Genomic DNA, 23830 nt, shown 5'->3' with positions numbered 1-23830 from the left:
AAGAATGACAAATTATGTCGATTCTGGCCAATGACAATCAGCCTCTGGCCGCCCCGGTATCGTTTTACGCTATTTGATGCATATAGAACTCCCGAAATATTTCCGAATGGCGCCACCCCGAAGATCGCCAAACAAGAAGTTTTCCGGCCAAGCCGGGACCCGAATACGTTTCCACTGAAACCCCACTTCCCAGCCGCATTGCGCTTGAACCTAATGCGCCCGGATCGCGCCCAATCGGCATTGGCGGGGGCGCTCACAGCACCCATCGAACTGCAATTTAATGATCGCTCATCCCCCGGCACAACCGGGAGAGAGACGGTCTTTATCTAGGAGACGACAAATGGCGTTGGACGTGTTGAAGGATCTGGACCGGACGATGGGTGGCCTTGCCACGGGCAATGTCATCACCGGCACCAACACGCTGAGCGGCAACGCCGGCAAGGATGTAGCTGGTGTAGCGCCGAACCTGGTGACTTCCGTCCAGTACCTGTTTACGACCAAGGCCGTGCCTGTCGGCGGCGTCGACATCACCGGGCTTCACGGTACGCTGCATATCAACCCCGATGGCAGCCACACCTACACGCGCGCGAAAGCCAACATCTACGATAGCGGTGCGCCGGCCAACGGCGACATTGATCTCTTCACCTACAAAGTCACCGACAAGAACGGCGTTACCGATACAGCGACGCTGACCATCGAACTGCTGCCGGAGGCGACGACCGTCCTCGACAAGAACGGGACCCATGTCGGCACGGCCTATGACGACTTCATCACGGCCGACGAGGGAACCACATTCAGCGCCAACTCAGCCAGCTACGTCGCGGTCGATGGCGGCGACGGTCAGGACAAGATCGTTGGGAATATCGACTTTCATAACAATCTTATGGGGGGCGCCGGGAACGATTGGCTGATTGGCGGCGACAACGGCGATGTGCTCGACGGCGGTCTCGGCGCCGACAAGATCGATGGCGGTTTCGGGCTAGACGCCGCCACCTATGCCACTTCGAAACTTGGCGTGACAGTCGATCTTGCGGATTCCGACAGCAATGCTGGCGGTGCGGCTGGTGACATTCTGGTCAATGTCGAGGATTTGGTCGGCAGTGCCTATAACGACGTCCTGCTCGGCGATACGGCCGACAACAATTTGCATGGCGGCGCCGGGAATGACACCCTAACCGGTGGTGACGGCAACGACTTTCTCTTGGGCGATGCCGGCAGCGACACCCTGGATGGTGGTGACGGGAACGACTATTTGACCGACGGGGCTGGTGACGACACCGTCACTGGCGGCGCCGGCAACGACCAGTTCTATGCAGGTGCCGGTGCAGACAAATATCTCGGTGGCGAAGATTTCGATACTGTCCACTTTATAGCCTCCTTGACCGGTCTCACACTCAGTCTGCAAGACATGAGCAAGAGCACCGGCGACGCCAAAGGCGACAGTTACGTCTTGGTCGAACGCTTCGTCGGCAGCTACTACAACGATGTCATGATTGCCAGCAATCTCGGCAGCAACCTGGATGGAAACAGCGGCGATGACACGATCACAGGCGGCAGTGGTGCCGACCTGATTGCAGGCGGCACCGGCAACGACAAAATCGATGGTGGCGCCGATGCTGACACTCTCTCTGGTCAGAACGGCGATGATATTGTTCAAGGTGGTGCTGGCGACGATACCATTACCGGTGGTTCGGGGAATGACGAACTCGAAGGCGGTGCCGGCGCCGACGATCTGGATGGCGACGGCGATTTTGACTATGCCAGCTACCGCAACGCCGCGGCGGCGGTGACCGCTTGGCTCGACGACACCACCCAGAATCAAGGGGACGCCAAGGGCGACACTTATACCGACATCGAGGGCCTGATCGGCTCCAAATACGATGATCTCCTCTATGGTGGCGACGGTTCCGACACGATATATGGTGGCGCCGGCAAAGATCAGAGCTCTGGCGGGGCTAGCCACGACTATATCTACGGCGAGGCGGGCGACGATACGCTTGGCGGCGGCAGCGGTTCGGATAACCTCTATGGCGGTCTTGGCGATGACACGCTAGTTGGCGGCGATGACGGCGATATTTTGCATGGCGGTGCCGGCGCAGATCACCTGTACGGTGACGGCGGCGACTCTGACACCGCGAGCTATCAGAGCGCCACGACTGGCGTCACGATCAATCTGACCAACACTGCACTGAGCACCGGCGACGCCAAAGGCGACAAGTATTATGATATCGAACTGATCGTAGGATCTGACTTTGCCGACAAATTCGTCGGGGACGATGCCGATAACTATTTCCTCGGACACGGCGGCGCCGATACATTTGCCGGCGGCAAAGGCAACGATACGATAGAGGGCGGCCTCGGCAAGGATACCCTCGCTGGCGGCGCCGATAACGATGTCATGTACGGCGAAGAAGATGTCGATACCCTCACCGGCGAGACGGGTGACGATTACCTTTATGGCGGCACGGGCAATGACATCCTGACGGGGGGTGCCGGTATCGACACCCTGAAAGGCCAGGAGAATGATGATTCACTGGACGGCGGCACCGAAGGTGATTTTCTCTATGGCGGTACCGGCAACGACAAATTGATCGGCGGCGCTGGCGATGACGAACTCTATGGCGAGGACGACGCCGATACGCTGGATGGCGGTGCTGACGACGACAAGCTCTATGGTGGCAACGGTAACGATAAGCTTCTTGGTGGCCTGGGCGTTGACACCCTGAATGGCGATGCCGGCAACGATGTGCTGGACGGCGGCGAGGGTGAGGATGAGCTGCATGGCGGGAGCGATGCGGACAAGCTTACCGGCGGCGCCGCCAACGACAAGCTGTTCGGCGATTCCGAGGACGATTATCTGGACGGTGGCGCCGGCAATGACCAGGGCGACGGCGGCACTGGCAATGACCAGATTCTGGGCGGGCTCGGCGACGATACTTTTTCCGGCAATACGGGCGACGACACTCTGGACGGCGGCGACGGAACCGACACGCTGATCGGCAATGATGGCGATGACACGCTGATTGGCGGCAAGGGCGACGATACGCTCAGCGGCGGCAATAACGACGACCTGCTCGAAGGCGGGCTCGGCGCCGATACCTTTATCGGCGGCGGCGGTATTGACACCGTCACCTATCGCAACGCAACCGCGGCAATCATCGCCGATCTGGTAACCATCGGCAACAACACCGGCGAAGCGGCCGGCGACACCTACAACACTGTCGAGAATCTGGCCGGCAGCAAGTTCAATGACAAGCTGACGGGCGACACGAACGCCAACACCTTGAGTGGTGGCGCCGGCATCGACACGCTGATCGGCGACCTCGGCACCGACACGCTGATCGGCGGGGCTGGGGCCGACATACTAGACGGCGGCGGCGGTTACGACATCGCCAGCTATGCTGATGCCACAGCGGCGGTAACGGTGAATCTTGCCGACATCACCAAGAATATGGGTGATGCCAAAGGCGATAGCTACACTTTAATCGAAGCATTCTTCGGCAGCGATTTCAACGACACGCTGATCGGCGGTACTGCCGCCGACAATCTCTTCGGTGGCCTGGGCAACGATAAATTGTCGGGTGGCCTCGGCGGTGACACGCTTCATGGCGGCGAGGGCAATGATACGCTCGAGGGCGGCGAAGGCGTGGATTATCTTTATGGCGGCAACGGCGACGACATTCTGATCGGCGGCTCCGGTGCCGACAAATTCTTTGGCGACGATGGAAATGGTGACGTCGCCAGCTATGGCTATCTTCTGGCAGGCCTCACCATCGATCTCACCGATACGTCGAAGAGCGGCGGCGATGCGACCGGCGACAGCTATACCGATGTCGAGATCCTGGAAGGAACGCAGGGCGATGACGTCATCACCAACGACTATTACGTCTCGGGGATTGTCGTCCTCAAAGGCGGCAAAGGCGATGACAAGCTGGACGGCGGCACGGGAAATGACGATCTCTATGGCGGTGACGGAAAAGACACGCTGATTGGTGGCGCGGGCGACGACAAACTCTATGGCGGCGTCGGTGATGATATTCTGTCCGGCGGCGATGAGAACGACATCATCTATGCCGATGCCGGCAGCGACAAGATCTCCGGCGGAGATGGTCTTCAAGACGAGGTTACCTTCGAGCTTGCGACGGCCGGGGTCACGCTCGACCTTATCAATGGAGCGCTCAATACCGGCTTCGCCCTCGGCGATACCTATAATGGGATCGAGACCTATACCGGGTCGGCCTTTGCCGACAAATTCTTCGGCACAAATGACGCGGACGAATTCGATGGTGGTGCGGGCGCCGACAAACTGGACGGGCGTGAAGGCAATGACTATCTGATGGGCGATGACGGGGCCGACACATTGTTTGGCGGTCTGAACGACGACTCTCTGCACGGTGGGAATGACGCTGATACTCTCGATGGCGGCGACGGTATTGACTCATTGTTTGGCGGGTCTGGCAACGATACGCTCATGGGCGGAAATGGCGCCGACATGCTCAAAGGCAGTTCCGACAACGATATCCTGAAAGGCGATGCCGGCGACGACACGCTGTGGGGCGAGAATGGCAATGACACGCTCTTCGGCGGCGACGACAAGGATATGCTGGACGGCGGTAGCGGCAACGACAAGCTCGATGGCGGTATCGGTGACGACAATCTTTTTGGCGATATTGGCAACGACACCCTCGACGGCGGCATCGGTAGCGACCAACTGAATGGCGGTACAGGCAATGATACGCTGATCGGCGGTGCCGGCGACGATCGCCTGGAGACCAGCGCTGGCGTCGACAAATTGACCGGTGGCACGGGCATCGACGAGTTTGTCCTGTTCTACGACCAACTGGACGGTCCCGATACCATCACCGACTTCAAGTTCGGTGAAGACAAGCTGGTCTTGGCCGACATCTTCGACAATGGCATTGACGATCTGCACAATCTGCTTGATGCCGGCATCCATGCTGCCAGCAACGGCACCACGCTGACGATCTATCAGGACGATACCGTCATGGCGACGATCACGGGCTGGACCGGACCGCAGATCACCGCGACGCAGGATCTTTCCTGGGCTCTCGGTGCAAACCTGGTCGTCGAAGCTCCCTGATCCGGCATCAACCAGGCGCGGCTCCTTACTGGGGCCGCGCCTTTTTGCCGGCCTGTTCCAGCAAGGGCGCCAAGCCCAGGGTTGGATACTGCCGGTCGAGTTCGACGACGTCGCTGCGCAATTCGTCGATGATCCAATCGCGGATCTCCGTCACGACCGGGCGATCGGGTTTATCCCGCGCGCGCAGGAGATGGCAGAGGCGCCCGGTGATCATGAGGTCCTGCCGTGCCGGGACAAGTGCCTGCGCACGCAGCCAGTGGGCGACGACATTGAGCCAGCCAAGTGCCACGCCTTGCCCGAGAAGGGCCGCTTGCACGACGATGGCATAATCGGAAAAGATCAATGAATTCGTGGCTTCACCCGTCTGCCGCGGGGATAGCAGGCGTGACCAGTCCGGCTGCGCGTCGCTCAAATTGACGATCGTGCTCACGGCCGTTTCCACGCCACCAGCGCCAGCGGCGTGGCGTTCATAATAAGACGGGCTGCAGATCGGCAGCAGAATTTCAGGCATGATGAATGCTGCGTCATGTCGATCGTCAGGGCCGTCCACAAAGCGCATGCCGAGATCGACATCGTTCACCGGCCCAGCGAGCGCACCCATGATCAGCTGGAAGCGCAGATCGACATGCGGAAACCGTGCTTTGAACGTCTCCATGCGCGGCATCATCCAATGGGTCGTGAAGCCGGTCGAAACCGACAGCGAGACGGTCTCGATCCCGGTCTGCCGGTTCTCGATCTCGCGCAGTGCGTTCTCGATTCCGGAAAATCCCCTGGAGATGCTCTCGAAGAGGATCTTGCCAGCCTCCGTCAGCGTTGAGCCGGTCGGCTGACGCGCAAAAAGCTGTGTCCCCAGATGTTCCTCCAGGCGCCCGATCATGCGGCTGACCGCCGCCGGCGTGACATTGAGTTCGTCCGCCGCCTTCGAAAAATTGCCACATCTCGCCGCCGCCTCGAAGGAGAACAGGGCGTTCATGGAGGGCAGGGATTTACGCAGTAGTGTCATTACATGATGTAACATCACGACTAACTTTATTTCAATGGTCCTGCCTCCGTCGTTCTGGTTTTCTCTAAAAAATCGAGATCCAAGCCGGCCCACGCATGGTTGATGAGGGACCTGCTATTACCTGATGTGACGCCCTAATTCCTAAAGAAACACATGAGAAGGACTGCCCATGTCGCTCTCCAGCTTCAAAGTTCTCACCTTCGACGTCGTCGGTACGTTGATCGATTTCGAAAAAGGCGTCCTCGACGCAATGCGGGCGCTCGGCGGCGACAAGGCCGTCAAAGCGACGGATGACGAGATATTCGAGGTCTATAAGCGCGGGCGTGACGCTTTCTATGGCCGCTCGAGCTTTGCCATGAAGGATGTCTATCTGTTCGTCGCCAATGAACTGGGCTTCAAGAATGACGAAGCGACGGCGGATGCCTTCCAGCTTGCCGTGTTGCGCTGGCCGGCTTTTGCCGATTCTGCCGATGCGCTGAAGCGGTTACGCAAGAACTTTCGCCTCGTCGCCATGACCAATGCCGATCGCACGGCTTTGTCGGCCTACAGCGCCACACTCGGCAATCCGTTCCACGACAGCGTCACCTGTGACGAGACCGGCTGCGCCAAACCCAATCCGCAGTTCTTCGCCTTCAACCGCGGCCGCCAATCCGCCCATGGCTATCAGATGAACGAGATCCTGCACGTAGCGCAGAGCCAGCATCACGATATCGGTGTCGCCAAGGAACTGGGATACACGGTTTGCTGGATCGAACGGCGCCAGGGATTGAAGGGTTTCGGCGGCACGCCGGAACCGAAGATCCTCACCAAGCCGGACTATCATTTTTCGTCGCTGAAGCAGCTGGCCGATGCGGTGGATGCCGATCTCCGGTCGTTCCACAAATCCGCGGCAACCGTCTGAGATCGGGGTAGCCCGGTGGATATTCCCGCACGGCTTCCCGAAGCCGCCTCGCTCTGGATCGATACGGCTGCGAACCAGCCCCGTTTCCAACTGCAGAGCGGCAGCACGCAATGTGATGTCGCCATCATCGGTGGCGGCTATACGGGATTGTCCGCTGCCCGCTATCTGGCGGCAAAGGGCCTCAGCCCGGTGGTGCTGGAGGCCAACCGCGTCGGCTGGGGTGCCAGCGGGCGCAATGGCGGTGTCGTGTCCGGCAAGTTCCGCCTGAGCTTCTCTGCCATCGCCGCGGGTTGGGATATCGCCATGGCGCGGCGCATGCACGATCTGGGCATTGAAGCGATCGCACATGTCGGCGAGCTGGTCGAGGCCTACCGCATCAAGGATGCGGAATTTCGCGAAAGCGGCAGCCTGCGATGCGCCCATAACATCCAATCGCTCGATGCCTTGAAAGCGGAGGTTTCCTGGCTCCACGATGTTCTCGGCGACCGATCGACGTCGATTCTCTCGGCCACCGACATGGTGGCAGAAACTGGATCGACAGGCTTCACCGGCGGGCTCCTCAACACCCATGGCGGGATCATTCATCCGCTCAACTTCGTGCGTGGGTTGGCATTGGGCATTGCCGCGCAGGGCATCGACATTTTCGAGCAAAGCCTGGTCACGGCAATACGCCGTGATGGGCCGGGGCTGATCCTTGAAACATCAACGGGAACCGTCCGGGCGCGGCAGGCCATCATCGCCACCAACGCCTATTCCGATCTCACCCAAGCCACGGTACCGGTACAACGCTCACTCATTCCCTTCCGCAGCGCCATCATTGCAACGGAACCACTGACCGGCAAAGTCGGCCAGAGGCTGCTTGCCCAAGGCCGAAGCTATACCGAGACCCGGCGCATGATGCGCTGGTTCCGCAAGGCGGGCGGGCGGCTGCTCTATGGCGGACGCGGTGCCTTCGGCCGACAGGATTCGCCGGCCGCCTTCGAGGCACTTGAACGCGCGATGGTCGCCCAGTTTCCGGACCTCGCCGGCGTCGAGGTCACGCACCGCTGGTCCGGCCTTGTCGGCATGACACTCGACAGCCTGCCACATGTCGGCCGGCTTGATGACAGAATCAGCTACGCTGTCGGCTATAATGGCACCGGCATTGCCATGTCGTCGCTGATGGGAAAATATCTGGCCGAGATCGTTGTCGGCGGCCGGCCGGATATCGGCCTCCTCGCCACCGAGCGCCTGAAGCAGGTGCCGTTCTACGCCATCCGGGAACCTGCCGTCCGGCTGGTCGCCGGCTGGTATCAATTCCTCGATCGGATCGGGCGCTGATGATCGACCATCTCATCCTGGGCGGCGGCTCGGCGGGCTGCGTGCTGGCGGCACGCCTCTCTGAAGACCCGCGCCGGACAATATGGCTGGTCGAGGCCGGGCGCGACTTGACGCCGGAGACGATGCCCGACGCGATCCGTAGCCGCTATCCCGGCCGCGCCTATCTCGACATCAGCAACATCTGGCAAGCGCTGACGGCACTCATGGGTGCCAATCCCGGCAATAGCGTCGGGCGGGCACCCCGCCGTTATGAGCAGGCGCGGCTGCTGGGCGGCGGCTCCGCCATCAACGCCCTGATGGCCAATCGCGGCGCGCCGTCCGACTATGCCGAATGGCAAGCCTTGGGTGCCGATGGATGGTCCTGGGAAGACTGCCTGCCCTACTTCCTCAAGCTCGAGCACGACCAGGATTTCGCCGGTCCGCTGCATGGGCAATCCGGCCCCTTGCCGATCCGCCGGATCACGCAGGAAAAGATGTCGCCATTCGTCAAGGCGGTCTCACGGACCCTCGATGCCCGTGGCTATCCGATCCGGCCGGATCAGAATGGCGACTGGCTGGATGGCGTCTTCGCCGGGACGGTCGCCGTCAGCGACAAAGGTGAGCGCGTGCCGACCTCAATCGCCTATCTCACTCCGGCGGTGCGGCAGCGTCCCAATCTGCGCATCATCACCGGACGCATGGTCGATCGATTGATTTTCGAAGGTAGCCACGCCGTCGGTGCCATCCTCATGGCCCAAGAGGGCGCACCGGCCGAAACGGTCCGCGCTGCGGAGGTGATCGTCGCGTCCGGCGCCATCCACACGCCGGCGTTGCTCCTGCGCAGTGGCATCGGCCCGCAGGCCGACCTTGACCGTCTTCGCATTCCCATCATTGCGCATCGCCCGGGTGTCGGACGGAATTTGATGGAACACCCCTCCATAGCAGTCGCGACCTATCTACCGCCGGCGGCGCGCGTACAGGATATGACTGAGCATCACGAGCAGGGTGTGTTGCGCTTCTCCTCCGACCTGGAAGGGACACCGCAAGGCGACATGCATGCGGCGATCCTGTCGCGCTCAGGTTGGCATTCTGTCGGGCTGCGGATGGGGACCATGTTCTTCTGGGTCAACAAATCCTATTCGCGCGGGTCGCTTACCCTCGCCTCCCGCGACGCCAGCGTGGAACCGATCGTCGATTTCAACATGCTGTCGGATTGGCGGGACCTGGAACGGCTCAAACTGGCATTGCGGCTCGGCATTCGGACATTGGCCGACCCGATGATGGATGGTTTCCGGGACACGGTCTTTCCCTCAAGCTATTCACCACGCGTGGCCAAGGTCGCCATGCCGGGACTGCGCAACCGGATCCAGCGCGGCGCCCTGGCGGCCCTCCTCGACTATGCGGGTCCGCTGCGCAAGCAGCTGATCGACAGCATCGTGACGCTGGGTCTCACAGCCGATGGGCTGCTGCAGGACGAGGCATTGCTGACCTCCTTTGTCCGGCAATATGTTGGCGGCACCTGGCATCCATCCGGCACCTGCAAGATGGGCGCCCCCGGCGACGCCATGGCCGTCGCTTCCCCAACCGGCCAAGTCTATGGAACGCAAGGCCTGCGCATTTGCGATGCTTCGCTGATGCCGAGCATTCCTTGTGCAAATACAAATATTCCGACGATCATGATCGCCGAAAGAATCGCCGATTTCATCAAGGGCAGGCACTAAGATAAGCTTGGTCGACGCGGCAAAAAGATCGCACTAGACTGCGCCAAATCGATTTCCACGCACAAGGAACCACCAGATGAATGAGACCGGTCGTATCACCCTGCTTGATGGCGGCATGGGCCGCGAATTGAACCGGATGGGGGCTCCGTTCAAGCAGCCGGAATGGTCGGCGCTGGCGCTGCTGGAAGGGCCGGACTTCGTGCGCCAGGCGCACGCCGCCTTCATCAAGGCTGGGGCTGAGGTGATCACCACCAATTCCTATGCGGTGGTGCCGTACCATATTGGCGATGCGCGCTTTGCTGCCCGCGGCCAGGAGTTGGCCGACCTCGCTGGCCGCCTTGCTCGCCAGGCAGCGACGGAATCAGGCAAGACGGTCTTGGTCGCGGGATCATTGCCGCCGCTCTTCGGGTCCTACCGGCCCGACCTCTTCAACGCGGCACAGGCACAGGGCCTGTTGACGCCGCTCATCGCCGGGCTGAAGCCGCATGTCGATCTGTGGCTCGCCGAAACGCAAAGCGCCCTGGATGAGGCGCGCGAAGTAGCCAAAGGCCTGAAGGGCGACACCAAGCCTTTGTGGCTATCCTTCACGCTTCATGACGATCATCCCGATCTCGCCAATCCGCGCCTCCGCTCCGGCGAGACCGTGGTCGCGGCAGCGAAACTTGCCCACGAATTGGGTGCTGCCACCCTCCTCTTCAATTGCAGCCAGCCGGAAGTGATGGGAACCGCCATCGACGCAGCGCGCGCGGAGCTGAAGCGCCTTGGCGCCGACATCAAGGTCGGCTGCTACGCCAACGCCTTCCCGGCGCGGACCGAAGATGAAGAGGCCAATGGTACGTTGAGCGACATCCGCGCCGATCTCGATCCCAAGGGTTATCTCGCCTTCGCCCAGGATTGGCAGAAGCGCGGCGCCGACATCATCGGTGGCTGCTGCGGCATCGGGCCGGAACACATCGCTGCGCTGAAGGAAAAGCTGACCTAGACCTCACTCGTCGTCGCGGTAGGGAATGGTCCATTCCTCGCCACGGGCGGTGGTGATGTATTCCGGCCAGCGATATTGGTGCGGGACCTTGAAGTCCTTCGACAGCAGCGGCGCCATCCATTTGGTGCCGCCGATGCCACCGCCCGTACGCTCATTGAACTCGTCCGTCGCAAGCTTCAGCAGGTCCGGCTTGGTGAAGAGATCGAGCAAGGTAGCGCCGATGGTCTTCGCCGAGGTTTGGATCATCGGATCGATGGTCGCTGGAATCCCACCCAGCGCATTGGGCACCCAATCCGGATAGGTGTAACCCTTGGGCGCCGAGAGCATCGGCCGTGCCACGATGAGGCGCACGGTCGGGCAATGCCAAGTATAATCGGGATAATCATCTGACGTCAGGTATTGCTGCCATTCCGGCATCTGCTTGCGCATCAGGCGCTCGCATTCCTGCGGGTCAATAAGCGCTTCGGTCGCCGGCAGGAACGGCCTGTCCATCGACTCTAACCCAAGATTACGCTGCATCTCCTGTGCGACCTTAATGGCCTCATTGCCCCATTTCGGGGCCCCAACCAGCGCCAGATTGTCGTAGGTCGCCTGCGCGATCGCATGATTGGCCAGACCCGGCCGGCTCTTGGCCACCCAGGTCTTCTTCCATTTGCAGAAAGTCGCCATCGCAGCCGCGGCGGCATTGTTGTCCATGACATTGCTGATGATCTCCGCCTGTTCGACGGAATCGGTGCGCAGCATGTAGTTGATCTGCGAAATCTGCGGCGTGAGATTGTCGGCGGTCGCTTGGCCGGCGGCGAGGATCGCCTCGTTGAAACTCCACAAGCCTGTGAAGGGCAGCATGGAACGGCGCAGGCTTTCGTTCAGAGAATAGAAGTGCATCAGCGCATCATTGGCACCAGGCGCGCGTGCCGCGAGATGATTCTGCGGGATCGGACTATATTTGTCCGACGCAATCCACTCCTGCGGCGCATCGCAGGTGAAAGTATAGATGTAGTTGTAGCCGACACCGCAATGCGTATCCCAGATCGTGGTATTGACCATGGGCAGCATGTAAGCGGGATGGAATGAGACCGCGGCATCAAGATCGTCGTAATAGCCCTTGGCGGCATGGATCGGTTTCGATGCCCGCACTTTCTCGGCCGGCTCGCCGAAAACTTTCAGCGTGCCCTTGATACCGAACTTTTCCATCGCGGCCTTGGTGGCGAGTGCGCCGCCGAAAGCGCTCATGCCCAAGGCTGAATGTGGATCGGTATGGCCAGGTGCGTATTTGGAGAGACCCTTGCGCGGTTCCTGCCTCGTGCTCGCCGCCTGGCAATTGCCGGGGACCGCGTCGTACTCGACATAGGTAGCGATGGTCGGTCCAGTTCCATTGCGCCAGGTCGCCATGAACGCCGTCGGTATACCGCCAGAGCCGGCCTCGACCTCGAAGCCTTCCGCGCGGAGTTTCTCGACATACCAAGCGGAGGATTTGTATTCGCGGAAGGCCGGCTCGGCGAAATGCCAGATGATTTGATGCCAGTCGGACAGTTCCTGGGCGTGATCCGACACCCAATCAAGAACGAATTGCTTCTGGCTGCTGGCGGCGCTCATGGAAATCCCCTGCCCGATTCTGATTTGGCGGGATGCTAGCTGAAGCCCTCTCGGTCGTCATCCTCGGGCTTGACCCGAGGATCAGGTGCGACTGGGCGCGTTGTTCGTCAATTGCTGACAGATCCCCGGAGCAAACCCGGGGATGACGGCATTCCAATACACGTACCCCTGTCTATTTCGCGTACAAATACGTCGCCAACAGCACCCAGCGCCGCGCGCTGTCGGCCTTGCCGGGCTTCGCCTGCAACGGGGTCGTGTAGTGCCAGAAGGGCAGGCGGTAGATGGTGAGAAATCCTAATCCATGCACCGGCACCATTTCGGTGAAATGCCCGGCCTTGGCATAGACCAGATATTGGTGATCGACGGTCTTTGACGAAAGCGACAGATGGAGATCAAGATAGCCCTGGGCCGCACGCTTGTTCTCGGGATGATGATCGTTATGCGGGCCGGCATAATCGCCTTGACCGTAGCAGAGCGTCTGCTGTCCGTTCTTGCGGTCAAGCTTGCGGCCAGCCAATTGTTCGGCAAAGACAGCAAGACTTTCCGAGCTCAACAGATCGATCAATCCAAGTTCCGCCGCGCGGCGGTAGGAAGCCTCACGCTTTCGCTCCAGATAGGCAGTCTGGGCGCGCACGGTCTTTGGCAGCCATTCCTCATAATCATGCTTCATCTCCCAGATCGTTTCCGGGGGAATGGGATCGTTCATCGGCGAGAGCAGCGGCTGCAGATGCTCTTCGAGCACACGGCGCATTGCTTCCGCCTTGCTCTTGGCCACCATGCCGTCGAGGGTAAGAAAGCGGCGCCTGGGGTCAGCCAGGGCGCCGCAAATATCCGCCTTGCCGCTTAAGATGCGGCGGCCGGCAGCTGTCAGTATATCTTCGAACTCGCGCGGGATCAGCGCCTTGGCGCTCACATCGCCTCCAGCTCATCGATGAAGCCGGAGACGACACCAAGCCCTTTCGACCAGAAGGCAGGGTCGGCCGCGTTGAGGCCGAACGGTGCCAGCAATTCCTGGTGCCGCTTGGTACCGCCAGCGCGCAGCATGTCGAGATACTTCTCAGCGAAGCCCTCATTGGCGCCGCGATAGACCGCATAGAGCGAGTTCACCAGGCAGTCGCCGAACGCATAGGCATAGACATAGAAGGGTACATGGATGAAGTGCGGGATGTAGGACCAATAGACACCGTATGCGCTGTCCTTGTCGAGCTTGATCCCGCTCCCCAGCGCCTCACGCTGTGTCTCCAGCCAGATCTCGGCGATGCGCTCCGGCATCACCTCGCCATTGCGGCGTTCGGCATGCAGCACGGTCTCGAAATTATGCATGGCGATCTGGCGCACGACGGTGTTGAGCATGTCCTCGACCTTGCCGGCCAGGAGAATGCGGCGCTTGGCCGGGTCCTTCTCGCGCGCCAGCAGCGACTGGAAGGTCAGCATTTCACCGAACACTGATGCCGTTTCCGCCAAGGTGAGCGGCGTGTCGGCGAGGAGCGCACCCTGCGGTCCCGCCAGCACCTGATGAACACCATGGCCCAGCTCATGGGCCAGCGTCATCACATCGCGCGTGCGGCCATGATAATTGAGCAATAGATAGGGATGCGCCGAGGGCACAGTGGGATGCGCGAACGCTCCCGGGTCTTTGCCCGGACGTGACGGTGCGTCGATCCAGTTCTTGTCGAAGAACTGTTTGCCGACCTTGGCCAGTTCCGGCGAGAATTCATGATAGGCGTCGAGAACACTCTTGGTCGCCTCCGCCCAGGGGATGAGCCGGTCGTCATCGCGCGGCAAAGGCGCGTTGCGGTCCCAGAAATCGAGGGCGTCAACGCCCATCCATTTCGCCTTGAGCTTGTAATAACGATGGCTGAGCTTCGGATAGCTGGCCTTCACCGCCGTCACCAGCGCATCGACCACCTCGTCCTCAACCTGGTTGGCAAGGTTGCGCGAGGAAACGGGGCGCGCAAAGTTGCGCCACTTATCTTCGACTTCTTTGTCCTTGGCCAACGTGTTGGTGACGAGCGCAAAGGTGCGCTGATTGTCCTTGAGACCCTTGGAAAGCCCCATCGCTGCCGCCTTGCGCTTGGCGCCATCGCGGTCCGTGAGCAGGTTCAAAACCTCGTTGCTGGTAAGCTTTTCACCGTTCACGTCGAAACGCAGATCCGCCATGGTTTCGTCGAACATGCGGTTCCAGGCCTGGCGGCCGGTGATCGATTTTTCATGCAGCAGCCGCTCTGCCTCGTCGGAAAGCTGATGCGGCCGGAACGAGCGCACAGCGTCGAGCCAGGGCTGATAGCGCTGCAGCGGCTTGTGCGTGAGCTGCTTGGCGAGGATGGCATCCTCGATGCGATTGAGCTCCAGCGTGAAGAACAAGGTCTCGACTGAGATCTGGTTGAGGCGCTCGGAAATATTCTGCTGGAAGCGGGCCAGTTCCGGGTCGGTCATGTTGCCGGCATAGGCCAATTGGGCGTAGGAGCCGACACGGCCAGCCAGATCCTGCATGCGCTCATAGGCCAGCAGCGACGCCAGGAGATCGGCGCCCGCAAGGCCGGCGAGCTTCCCCTCATAGGCGCGTTTGAACTCGGCGGACTGGCTGGCCAGGGCCTTCAAATCCCGTTCCAGCGCAGGATCATTGGTCCCGGCATAAAGATCGCCCAGATTCCAGTTCGGCAAGGGGCCGAGATCCGCTTTATCCACAGCTTTCGCAGGTGCAGCAGTCATAATTCTTCTCGCTCTCGCATGCTTGATTGCGTCATGGTCCCCTTATATGGGGATTTAGGCGGGCGCGCCAAGCGTCCATCGGCAAACCGGGGGGAGTGGCCAGATAGATGGATTATGATCGGATTCCGAGCCTGCCCCGCTTGTTCTTCGATCAGGCGGACAAGCTGGGCAACCGCCCCCTCACCTATCACCGGCAGGATGACACCTGGAAATCGGCCGATTGGGCGGAAACCGCACGCCAGATCCGGGCTTTGGCCGCGGGCCTGGTGACGCTCGGCATCATGCCTGGCGATCGTGTGGCGCTGGTCGCGGAAAACCGCCCGGAATGGCTCATCGCGGACCTTGCCATCATGAGCGCCGGCGCCRTCACCGTCCCGGCCTTTGCCACGAACACTTCCGAGGATCATCGCCATATCCTGACCCATAGTGGGGCCAAGGGCGTCATCATCTCCGGCGGCACGATCGCTGGCAGATTGCTGCCGGCGGCCCTGCAGGCGCCGGACCTCCAGTTCCTCATTTCCATGGATGCGCGGGACAAAGCGTCGCAGATGCCGTTCCGGCAATATTCCTGGGCCGAAGCAATGGCGAGCGGCCACAACGATGCCGAGATCGAATACCGCCTGAGTGCGCTGAAGCGCCACGAGACCTGCTGCATCATCTACACGTCTGGCACCGGCGGTGTGCCGAAGGGGGTCATGCTCAGCCACGGCTCCATCCTCTGTAACATCAAAGGCGCTTATCGCCTGCTGCTCGACGTCGGCCTCGGCAACGACCGGTTTCTCTCCTTCCTGCCGCTCTCGCATTCCTATGAACACACTGCCGGCCAGTTCCTGCCGATCTCGATTGGCGCCGAAATCTGGTATGCCGAGAGCATCGAGCGACTGGTCGACAATATGGCGGAAGTGCGCCCCACCATTATGACCGCCGTCCCGCGGCTCTATGAAGCGGTGCATGCCAAGATCCTGCGTGGCCTCACCAAGGCGCCCAAGCTGCGGCAGAAACTGTTCTGGCTCGCTTATCGCCTGGGGCGTAAGGCCTATGAACATCCCGGCACGCTCACCTTGGCCGAACGCGTGCTCAACAAAGCGTGCGATGTGCTGGTGCGCAAAAAGGTACGGCAGCGTTTTGGCGGTCGTTTGAAGGCCTTCGTTTCTGGTGGCGCAGCTCTCAACTACGAGATCGGAATTTTCTTCCTGGCGCTCGGCGTGCGGCTGCTGCAGGGCTATGGCCAGACCGAGGCATCCCCGGTTATCAGCGCCAACATGCCGAGCAAGATCAAGATTGATACAGTAGGGCCGATCTTCGACGGGCTCGAGGCCCGCATCGCCGAGGACGGTGAAATATTGGTGAAGGGCGAAGCCGTGATGAACGGCTATTGGCACGATCCAGATGCCAGCGCCAAAACGGTCATCGACGGCTGGCTGCACACCGGCGATATTGGCGAGTTCGACAGCGACCGCTATCTCAAGATCACCGACCGCAAGAAGGACATTATCGTGCTGTCCGGTGGCGACAATGTCTCGCCGGCACGGGTCGAGGGTTTTCTGGTGCTGCAGCCGGAAATCGGTCAAGCCATGGTCCATGGCGACAAGCACCCGCATCTGGTGGCCGTGATCGTGCCGGACGAGGAGTTCGCCCGCGACTGGGCTGCAACCAATGGCGCCAACGCCGATCTTGCTGAGCTTGCTGGCAACGCGGCCTTTCACAAAACTCTCGCCGCCGTGGTCGACCGCGTCAACCGCAGCCTCTCGCCTCTCGAGAAGATCCGCCGCATCGCCTTGCTGCCGGAGGGCTTCACCATCGACAACGGCCTGCTCACCCCCAGCATGAAAATCAAGCGCCACAAGATCCGCGACAAATGGGGCCAGGCAATCGCGAAGCTGTACGAGCGCAGCTAGCGTTCAATCACGCTGCGACGCTTCTTTCTGTCATCGCTCCTAAGCACTCTGCCTGTTGGTGATTGCGGCCGCATTTCAACGGCCAGACCGTGCAAGAGCGGTGGCAAGGTCAGCATGATGATCGGCTCGCCTCCCTTAGATTTCGCCAACCCTTCGCGCAAGAGTTCCACAAGCTGTTCAGCGGTCTCCTCACCGCCACCTATAAGCGGCTTGAAGTCATTTGCATCATACGCAAATGCAGCACTATTGATGCGACGACTGGGCTCATCATGGAAAGGGTTCGCTGCATTCTCTGCAAGAACCCACCAATGTCGGGAGCGGGTTCTGCCGTGACTTTGCCATCGTTCGACAATCGATATCCACTCGACCTCATTCCAGGCAATGTGCTGGGTTTTGTTATAACGCCGTCGCGTGAGACCTTTCTCGTCAATTTCCAGATATTGGAATGGACTGTTGGGCAGAGCCGCCATGAGAGAGCGGGCCAATAAGACGACCCCAACCACCAGAAAGATCAGAGCAAAGGGGCCCACTCCATTTGAGGGCGCTCGTTCCCAAGGCAAATCGTGCCGGAACATGCTGGAAAGCTGCGGCATGAACATGCTGAAAGTGAAACCGCACCAAGTCAGGATGAAGGCCAGCCTGATCATGACCCGCGTACGGCGCGGCACCAGCCGCAATGGCAGTCTCTTCTCAGTCACCATGGGTGCTATGTCGCCCTTCTTCATCTGCTGTAGCGGTGCTTGACGCCGACCGGAAAATATCCCGGATCACCGAGCGCATGCAGCGTCACGGCTGGCTGCTGTAGTTCCGCGGGGACATAATTGGCAAATTCACTGTTCAATTTCTTCAGAATACCAAGAACAGAAGACGCAATCGCCTCGGCGATGGCGTCCGATGGCGGCACTTTCTCGGCCAACTCGACCGCCAGTGCGAAGGCCGGCTTGCCGGTCAACCCCTCCTTCACTTCCATCACGAACTTGCCGGTCACAAAGCCGCGCACAGCTGGCTGTTCCAATCCTAGGCTCACCGTTTCCGGAAAGATATTCGCGCCGAAATAAGAGATGGTGAAATTGGCACGGCCAAAGACCCAGACGAAGGGCTGGCGGCGATGTGTGCCGGCCGGTATCTCGAAACCCGCCGCCTTCAGCTTTGCCAGCATGTCATCATAGGGAAGGATCCCACCGCGATCGGCGATGTGATAGCGGATGAGCGGCACGCCATTGTCGCCGGAGAAGGCCAGCGTGCCGTCGATGACCTCGAAATAGCGGTTGGTAGGATCGTATTGGCAGAGTGTGGGGAGTCGTGTCTCGCCGAAGATATCCTTGGCGAGGTCAGGCCGCGCGCTCAGGAAACGGCGGACCGCGACCGAGAACGGTGTCTCCTGGGCGAGCACCCCCGCATCCGCTGTGCCATAGAGAGATGCTGCGAAGGCGGAGAGGTCGCTCACCCCTGCCCGTTCCGCCACCAGTTCGCGCCAGGTCTCGCTGAATACCTCGCCGGCCAGCACCAGACACAGGTTGAACCGTCCCCAATCGAGACCGCGTGCGCGGCCGGCATCGATAACCTCCTTCAGGAAAGGTGGGTAGCCCAGCAGCACCGTCTGCTCAAAATCCGGTGCCAGCCGTTCGACATTGCGCAGGATTTCATCCGGCTTGTTGCCGGGTGTCACAATCATCAACCGGTAGCCCTTCTCAGCGAGCGCCCGCAGGCAGAAGGTGGTGAACATCCCACCGACCCACGTACCCATGGCAAAGCACACCACGGCGAGGGTCTTGCGTTCATGAGCTTTGAAAGCGTCGCGGAACACTTGCTCGAATCGTACAGCCACCGGATATTCGTCCATTGCCGATCGTGGCCAGAAAGTGGGCTCGCCGGTCGACCCTGAGGAGACGGCATAAAAATCACCCCGCCCTCTATCGCCGCCCATGACCAGCTCATCCTGCGAAAAACGACGGATGTAATTGGCCTTGTCGAGCAGGGGCAATCGCGCAAAATCGGCTTTGGTCTGAATGCCGGCGGGGTCGATATCAAGCTCTTTCAGCAGGGCGCCATAGGCCGGGACCTCGCGTGCCACATCGTTGAACAGCATCAGCGCCTCGGCGAAGCCATCGCCAGTCACGCCGGTGTGCAACAAGGCGTCCAGCGATGCATTCATGAAATCATCGCGCGCCTTCATGAGCCTTGCCCTGGAATGAGGCCCGCGGCGACACCAACAGCGAGCGCCACGATGACCGTGTTGAGAAAGAAACTGATGATTCCATGGGCTGTCACCAGATGGCGCATGGCGCGGCGGTCGATGGTGACGTCGGAGACCTGGCAGGTCATGGCGATGACCGCGGCGAAATAAACGAAGTCCCAATAGTCCGGCAGCGCTTCGCCCGGGAAATTGAGCCCGCCCTTGGGCTTGCCGCGCTGCAGGCGGTCCTCATCATGGAATTCATGGGCATAATGGATGGCAAATAGCGTGTGAACGAAGAACCAGGAGAGAATGATCGTACCAACACCGGCGACCAAGTAGAGCGAGGCATCCGCACCGCCCAGTGCGCGGGCAGCACCCAGCACGCGCGCCGCGGCAATCAGGCTGAAGGTGGCGGCAAGGACGGTGAGGCCGACAATCTCACCCAGGCTGATATCCAGCTGGCGGGCGCGCCGCGCCAGATGCGCCGTGGTCGAGCGCAGCATCATGGCCCAGGAGAGGATGAGATAGACCGCAATGCCAAAATCCCAGGACAGCGCCAGATAAAGCGAGCCGGCATATCCCAGCGCGTACAGGAGGGCATAGGCGAAACCCGCGGCCAGGCCGCCGGCTAGCAGGCGCTGCCGCGCCATCAGATGCAGGCCCAGTCCATCCCTTGATTTGTCGGCCTGCTTTGCACTCTTTGACGCCATGCCGGAACCGCTCCACCTTCATTGCCGCGACATTCGCCGCAATGCAGCAACAATTCTTGTGCGATTTCAACTGTCGAAAACGCAATTTCAAGCTATCACGCGACCGGCCGGCGACCAAATCGAACTAGTTTGCCAAACGCCCTCCAAGCCCCTGGACAAGAAAGCTGAATCGGATGATCGTCGCTGGAAACGGGCCATTAGAAGCCCCATCTTTGGGTGTGGAGGCCGCTTCCTTGACCAAACTCGCCACCGTGTCGCTCGACGACAAATACGAAATCGATGCCGGGCGCATTTACCTGACCGGGCTGCAGGCCCTGGTGCGCCTCCCCATGATGCAGCGCCGCCGCGACGAACGCGCCAAGCTCAACACCGCCTGCTACATCACCGGCTATCGCGGCTCGCCGTTGGGCGGGATCGATCTTTCGCTGGGCCAGGCGCAAACCTTCCTCGACCGGCACCACATCCATTTCCAACCCGGCGTGAACGAAGATCTGGCCGCAACCGCGATCTGGGGCAGCCAGCAGACCGACCTCTTTGGCGACAGCAAATATGATGGCGTCTTTGCCATGTGGTACGCCAAGGGACCCGGCGTCGACCGCAGCGGCGATGTGCTGCGGCATGGCAATCTCGCGGGCTCGGCCAAGCATGGCGGCGTCCTGCTGCTGGCTGGTGATGACCACACCTGCAAATCCTCTACCACCGCGCATCAGAGCGAATACGCCTTCATGGATGCGGGCATCCCGGTGCTCAATCCCTCGGGCGTCCAGGAGATCCTCGATTACGGTCTCCATGGCTGGGCCATGTCGCGCTACTCCGGCTGCTGGGTGGCACTCAAAGTCGTCTCCGACACCGCCGAAAGCTCCGGCTCGGTCTCGGTCGATCCAGACCGCTTTGCCGTCACGATCCCGACCGATTTCGACATGCCCGCGGATGGGCTCAACATCCGCATGCCAGCTTCGCCCTTCGCCACCACCCAGGCGCTGGAACAGGAGATGCGGCTTCACAAATACAAGCTCTATGCGGCCTTGGCCTATGCTCGCGCCAACAAGCTCAACCAGGCGATGATCGACGGACCGAAGCGGCGCTTTGGCATCGTCACCTGCGGCAAATCCTATCTCGATGTGCGCCAGGCGCTGGAAGATATCGGCATCGACGAGGATTATGCCCGCGAGATCGGCCTCTCGCTCTACAAGGTCGGCATGACCTGGCCGCTGGAGCGCGATGGCATCCGCCAGTTTGCCGAAGGCCTCGAAGAAATCCTGGTGGTCGAGGAGAAGCGTGCGCTCATCGAGAACCAGCTCAAGGAACAGCTCTATAACTGGAATGAGAATGTCCGCCCGCGCGTCATCGGTAAATTCGACGAAGGTGGTGAATGGATTCTCCCTTCCGCCGACGAACTGACACCAGCCCGCATCGCCCGTGTCATAGCCAAGCGCATCGCACGCTTCATGACCAGCCAGCGCATCACCGAACGCCTCAAATTTCTCGATGCGAAGGAGGAGGCGCTGAAGAACTTCGCACCACCGATCAAGCGCATCGCCTATTTCTGCGCCGGCTGTCCGCACAACAGTTCAACCAAAGTACCGGATGGCAGCCGCGCCTTGGCCGGCATCGGTTGCCATTTCATGGCGCAGTGGATGGACCGCAACACCACGACCTTCACCCAGATGGGCGGCGAGGGTGCGACCTGGATCGGCCAGGCGCCGTTCTCGAAGACCGAGCATGTTTTCCAGAACATGGGCGACGGCACCTATTACCATTCCGGCCTGCTCGCCATCCGTGCCGCGATTGCGGCCAAGGTCAACATCACCTTCAAGATCCTGTTCAACGATGCCGTCGCCATGACCGGCGGCCAGCCGATGGATGGGCCGCTGTCGGTTGCCATGGTGGCACAGCAGGTGGCGGCCGAAGGTGTCGGGCGCGTGGCGATCCTCAGCGACGAGCCGGACAAATATGGCAGCGACAATCAGTTCCCGGCCGGCACCAGCATCGGCCATCGTGACCAGTTGGATACCCTGCAGCGCCAGCTGCGCGAGACGCCGGGCGTCACGGTCCTCATCTTCGACCAGACCTGTGCAGCGGAAAAACGCCGCCGGCGCAAGCGCAAGCTGATGGTCGACCCGCCCAAGCGCGCCTTCATCAACGAACGTGTCTGCGAAGGCTGCGGTGATTGCGGCAAGGTCTCGAACTGCGTCGCCATAGCACCTGCCGAGACCGCCTTCGGTCGCAAGCGGCAGATCGACCAATCGAGCTGCAACAAGGATTTTTCCTGCGTCGAGGGTTTCTGCCCCAGCTTCGTGACCGTGCATGGCGGCAAATTGCGCCAGCCGCGCCCGAAGATCCTGGACGCGACCAACTTCCCGGAACCAACGCAGCCGGCCCTGGACCGGCCCTATAATATCGTCGTCACCGGCGTGGGCGGGACGGGCATCGTCACCATCGGCGCGCTTCTCGGCATGGCGGCGCATCTCGAAGGCAAGGGCTGTTCAGTGATGGACATGGCCGGCCTGGCGCAGAAGGGCGGCGCTGTTTTCAGCCATGTGCGCCTCGCCGCGAAGCCGGACGACATCTTTGCGACGCGCATCGCGGCGGGCAATGCCGATCTGCTGCTCGGCTGCGACATCGTGGTCTCGACCTCGTTCGATGCGTTGGCCAAGCTCGATGCCGGCCGCACCAAGGCACTGGTCAACACCCACGAGATCGCGACCGGTGATTTCACCCGCGATGCGGACTGGCAATTCCCGGGCCCGCAATTGCAGCAGATCCTGACCAAGGCGGTCGGCAGCGGCGCCATCGAGTTCATCGATGCGACACAGATCGCGACCGCCCTTCTCGGTGATTCCATCGCCACCAACCTGTTCATGCTGGGCTTTGCCTATCAGCGCGGCCTCATTCCGGTGGGTGCCGCCGCCATCGACCAGGCCATCGGCCTTAATGCCGTCTCGGTCGAGAGCAACCGCCAGGCCTTTGCCTGGGGGCGGCAAGCGGCGATCGATCCGGTGGCTGTGGCGCAGGCTGCCAAGCCCCTCCATACCGCGACACCAGCGCCGGTCTCGCTCGACAATATCCTGGCGCACCGCATGCGGCACCTGACCGCCTATCAGAATATCGCCTTGGCGCAGCGCTATCGGAAATTCGTCGACCGGGTGCTCGCCGCCGAGCAGGAGATAAAGCCTGGCAGCGATGCCCTGGCACGGGCGGTTGCCTGGAGTTACGCCAAGCTGCTCTCTTACAAGGACGAATATGAAGTAGCGCGGCTCTATACCGATGGCCGCTTCGCGCAGGACATAAGCGACCGTTTCGAGGGTGATTTCAAGCTCCACTTCCATCTGGCGCCGCCGATCATCGCCAAGCGCGATCCTGCGACCGGCCATCTCAAGAAGCAGGAGTTCGGCCCGCGCATGCTCTGGGCATTCAGCCTGCTCGCCAAGCTGAAAGGCCTGCGCGGGACAGCCTTCGACATCTTCGGCAGGAGCGCCGAGCGTCAGGCGGAGCGACAGCTGATTGAAGATTACGAAATACTGATTGTCGATCTGCTGGCCAACCTGACCGCAGCCAACCACGCGACGGCAGTTGCCATCGCCGAGCTGCCCGAACAAATCCGTGGCTATGGCCATGTGAAAGAAGCCGCGATGGCACGGGTGGCGACGCAGCAGGCAGCACTCCTCACGAAGTTCCGCACACCCAAACCAGCCTCCACCAGCGGGCGCCACCAAGCGGCGGAATAG

Annotated in this window: 14 protein-coding genes; 7 read left to right on the top strand and 7 right to left on the bottom strand. The window is 60.8% G+C overall.

Annotated elements, in window-relative coordinates; genetic code table 11:
• Nucleotides 1–340 precede the first annotated feature (340 nt).
• Nucleotides 341–5101, top strand: a complete 4761-nt coding sequence (locus AC1DWZ_RS12450; RefSeq protein ID WP_477169212.1) for a beta strand repeat-containing protein — start codon at nt 341–343, stop codon at nt 5099–5101.
• Between the two features lie 25 nt (nt 5102–5126).
• Here the strand turns inward: AC1DWZ_RS12450 and AC1DWZ_RS12445 are convergent, their stop codons facing one another.
• Nucleotides 5127–6104, bottom strand: a complete 978-nt coding sequence (locus tag AC1DWZ_RS12445; RefSeq protein ID WP_477169211.1) for a LysR family transcriptional regulator — start codon at nt 6102–6104, stop codon at nt 5127–5129.
• Between the two features lie 169 nt (nt 6105–6273).
• Between AC1DWZ_RS12445 and AC1DWZ_RS12440 the strand changes: the two genes are divergently transcribed.
• The 4 genes from AC1DWZ_RS12440 to AC1DWZ_RS12425 all read left to right on the top strand — a co-directional run bounded on the left by AC1DWZ_RS12440 (nt 6274) and on the right by AC1DWZ_RS12425 (nt 11007).
• A complete protein-coding gene (locus tag AC1DWZ_RS12440; protein ID WP_477169210.1) occupies nt 6274–7005 on the top strand; it encodes an HAD-IA family hydrolase in 732 nt (243 codons plus the stop codon).
• A 15-nt stretch (nt 7006–7020) separates the two neighbouring features.
• Nucleotides 7021–8325, top strand: coding sequence for an NAD(P)/FAD-dependent oxidoreductase (locus AC1DWZ_RS12435; RefSeq protein WP_477169209.1), 1305 nt, complete (start codon nt 7021–7023; stop codon nt 8323–8325).
• Nucleotides 8325–10025, top strand: coding sequence for a GMC family oxidoreductase (locus AC1DWZ_RS12430; RefSeq protein ID WP_477169208.1), 1701 nt, complete (start codon nt 8325–8327; stop codon nt 10023–10025). The genes AC1DWZ_RS12435 and AC1DWZ_RS12430 overlap by 1 nt, the downstream gene beginning before the upstream one ends.
• A 76-nt stretch (nt 10026–10101) precedes the next feature.
• Nucleotides 10102–11007: a homocysteine S-methyltransferase family protein gene (locus tag AC1DWZ_RS12425; protein ID WP_477169207.1), complete on the top strand. Its 906-nt coding sequence runs from the start codon at nt 10102–10104 to the stop codon at nt 11005–11007.
• Nucleotides 11008–11010: 3 nt separating this feature from the next.
• Here AC1DWZ_RS12425 and AC1DWZ_RS12420 read toward each other — a convergent pair whose 3' ends face one another.
• From AC1DWZ_RS12420 to AC1DWZ_RS12410, 3 genes are all read right to left on the bottom strand, one after another.
• Nucleotides 11011–12603: a zinc-binding metallopeptidase family protein gene (locus tag AC1DWZ_RS12420; protein WP_477169206.1), complete on the bottom strand. Its 1593-nt coding sequence runs from the start codon at nt 12601–12603 to the stop codon at nt 11011–11013.
• Nucleotides 12604–12775: 172 nt separating this feature from the next.
• Nucleotides 12776–13516: a hypothetical protein gene (locus AC1DWZ_RS12415; protein WP_477169205.1), complete on the bottom strand. Its 741-nt coding sequence runs from the start codon at nt 13514–13516 to the stop codon at nt 12776–12778.
• Nucleotides 13513–15315, bottom strand: a complete 1803-nt coding sequence (locus tag AC1DWZ_RS12410; RefSeq protein WP_477169204.1) for a M3 family oligoendopeptidase — start codon at nt 15313–15315, stop codon at nt 13513–13515. Before AC1DWZ_RS12410 ends, AC1DWZ_RS12415 begins: the two co-directional genes overlap by 4 nt.
• Before the next feature lie 107 nt (nt 15316–15422).
• On the opposite strand from AC1DWZ_RS12410, the gene AC1DWZ_RS12405 reads away from it, so the two are divergent.
• Nucleotides 15423–17213 carry an AMP-dependent synthetase/ligase gene (locus tag AC1DWZ_RS12405; protein ID WP_477169203.1) on the top strand — a complete coding sequence of 597 codons (1791 nt, stop codon included), beginning with the start codon at nt 15423–15425 and terminating at the stop codon, nt 17211–17213.
• Here the strand turns inward: AC1DWZ_RS12405 and AC1DWZ_RS12400 are convergent.
• From AC1DWZ_RS12400 to AC1DWZ_RS12390, 3 genes are read right to left on the bottom strand one after another with little or no spacing between them, the layout of a single operon-like run.
• Complete coding sequence (locus AC1DWZ_RS12400; RefSeq protein ID WP_477169202.1) at nt 17210–17938, bottom strand: hypothetical protein; 729 nt, start codon at nt 17936–17938, stop codon at nt 17210–17212. The genes AC1DWZ_RS12405 and AC1DWZ_RS12400 overlap by 4 nt on opposite strands.
• A complete protein-coding gene (locus tag AC1DWZ_RS12395) occupies nt 17935–19389 on the bottom strand; it encodes a phenylacetate--CoA ligase family protein (RefSeq protein ID WP_477169201.1) in 1455 nt (484 codons plus the stop codon). Before AC1DWZ_RS12395 ends, AC1DWZ_RS12400 begins: the two co-directional genes overlap by 4 nt.
• Nucleotides 19386–20102 (bottom strand): DUF1345 domain-containing protein, encoded by a 717-nt coding sequence (locus AC1DWZ_RS12390; protein WP_477169200.1) that lies wholly within the window; start codon nt 20100–20102, stop codon nt 19386–19388. The genes AC1DWZ_RS12395 and AC1DWZ_RS12390 overlap by 4 nt, the downstream gene beginning before the upstream one ends.
• A gap of 173 nt (nt 20103–20275) precedes the next feature.
• On the opposite strand from AC1DWZ_RS12390, the gene AC1DWZ_RS12385 reads away from it, so the two are divergent.
• Nucleotides 20276–23830 carry an indolepyruvate ferredoxin oxidoreductase family protein gene (locus tag AC1DWZ_RS12385; protein ID WP_477169199.1) on the top strand — a complete coding sequence of 1185 codons (3555 nt, stop codon included), beginning with the start codon at nt 20276–20278 and terminating at the stop codon, nt 23828–23830.

It is taken from the genome of Dongia sp. P2_B8 (assembly GCF_056404715.1).
The sequence above is the reverse complement of the archived record's forward strand: the minus strand, read 5'-3'. Positions and strand labels throughout refer to the sequence as shown.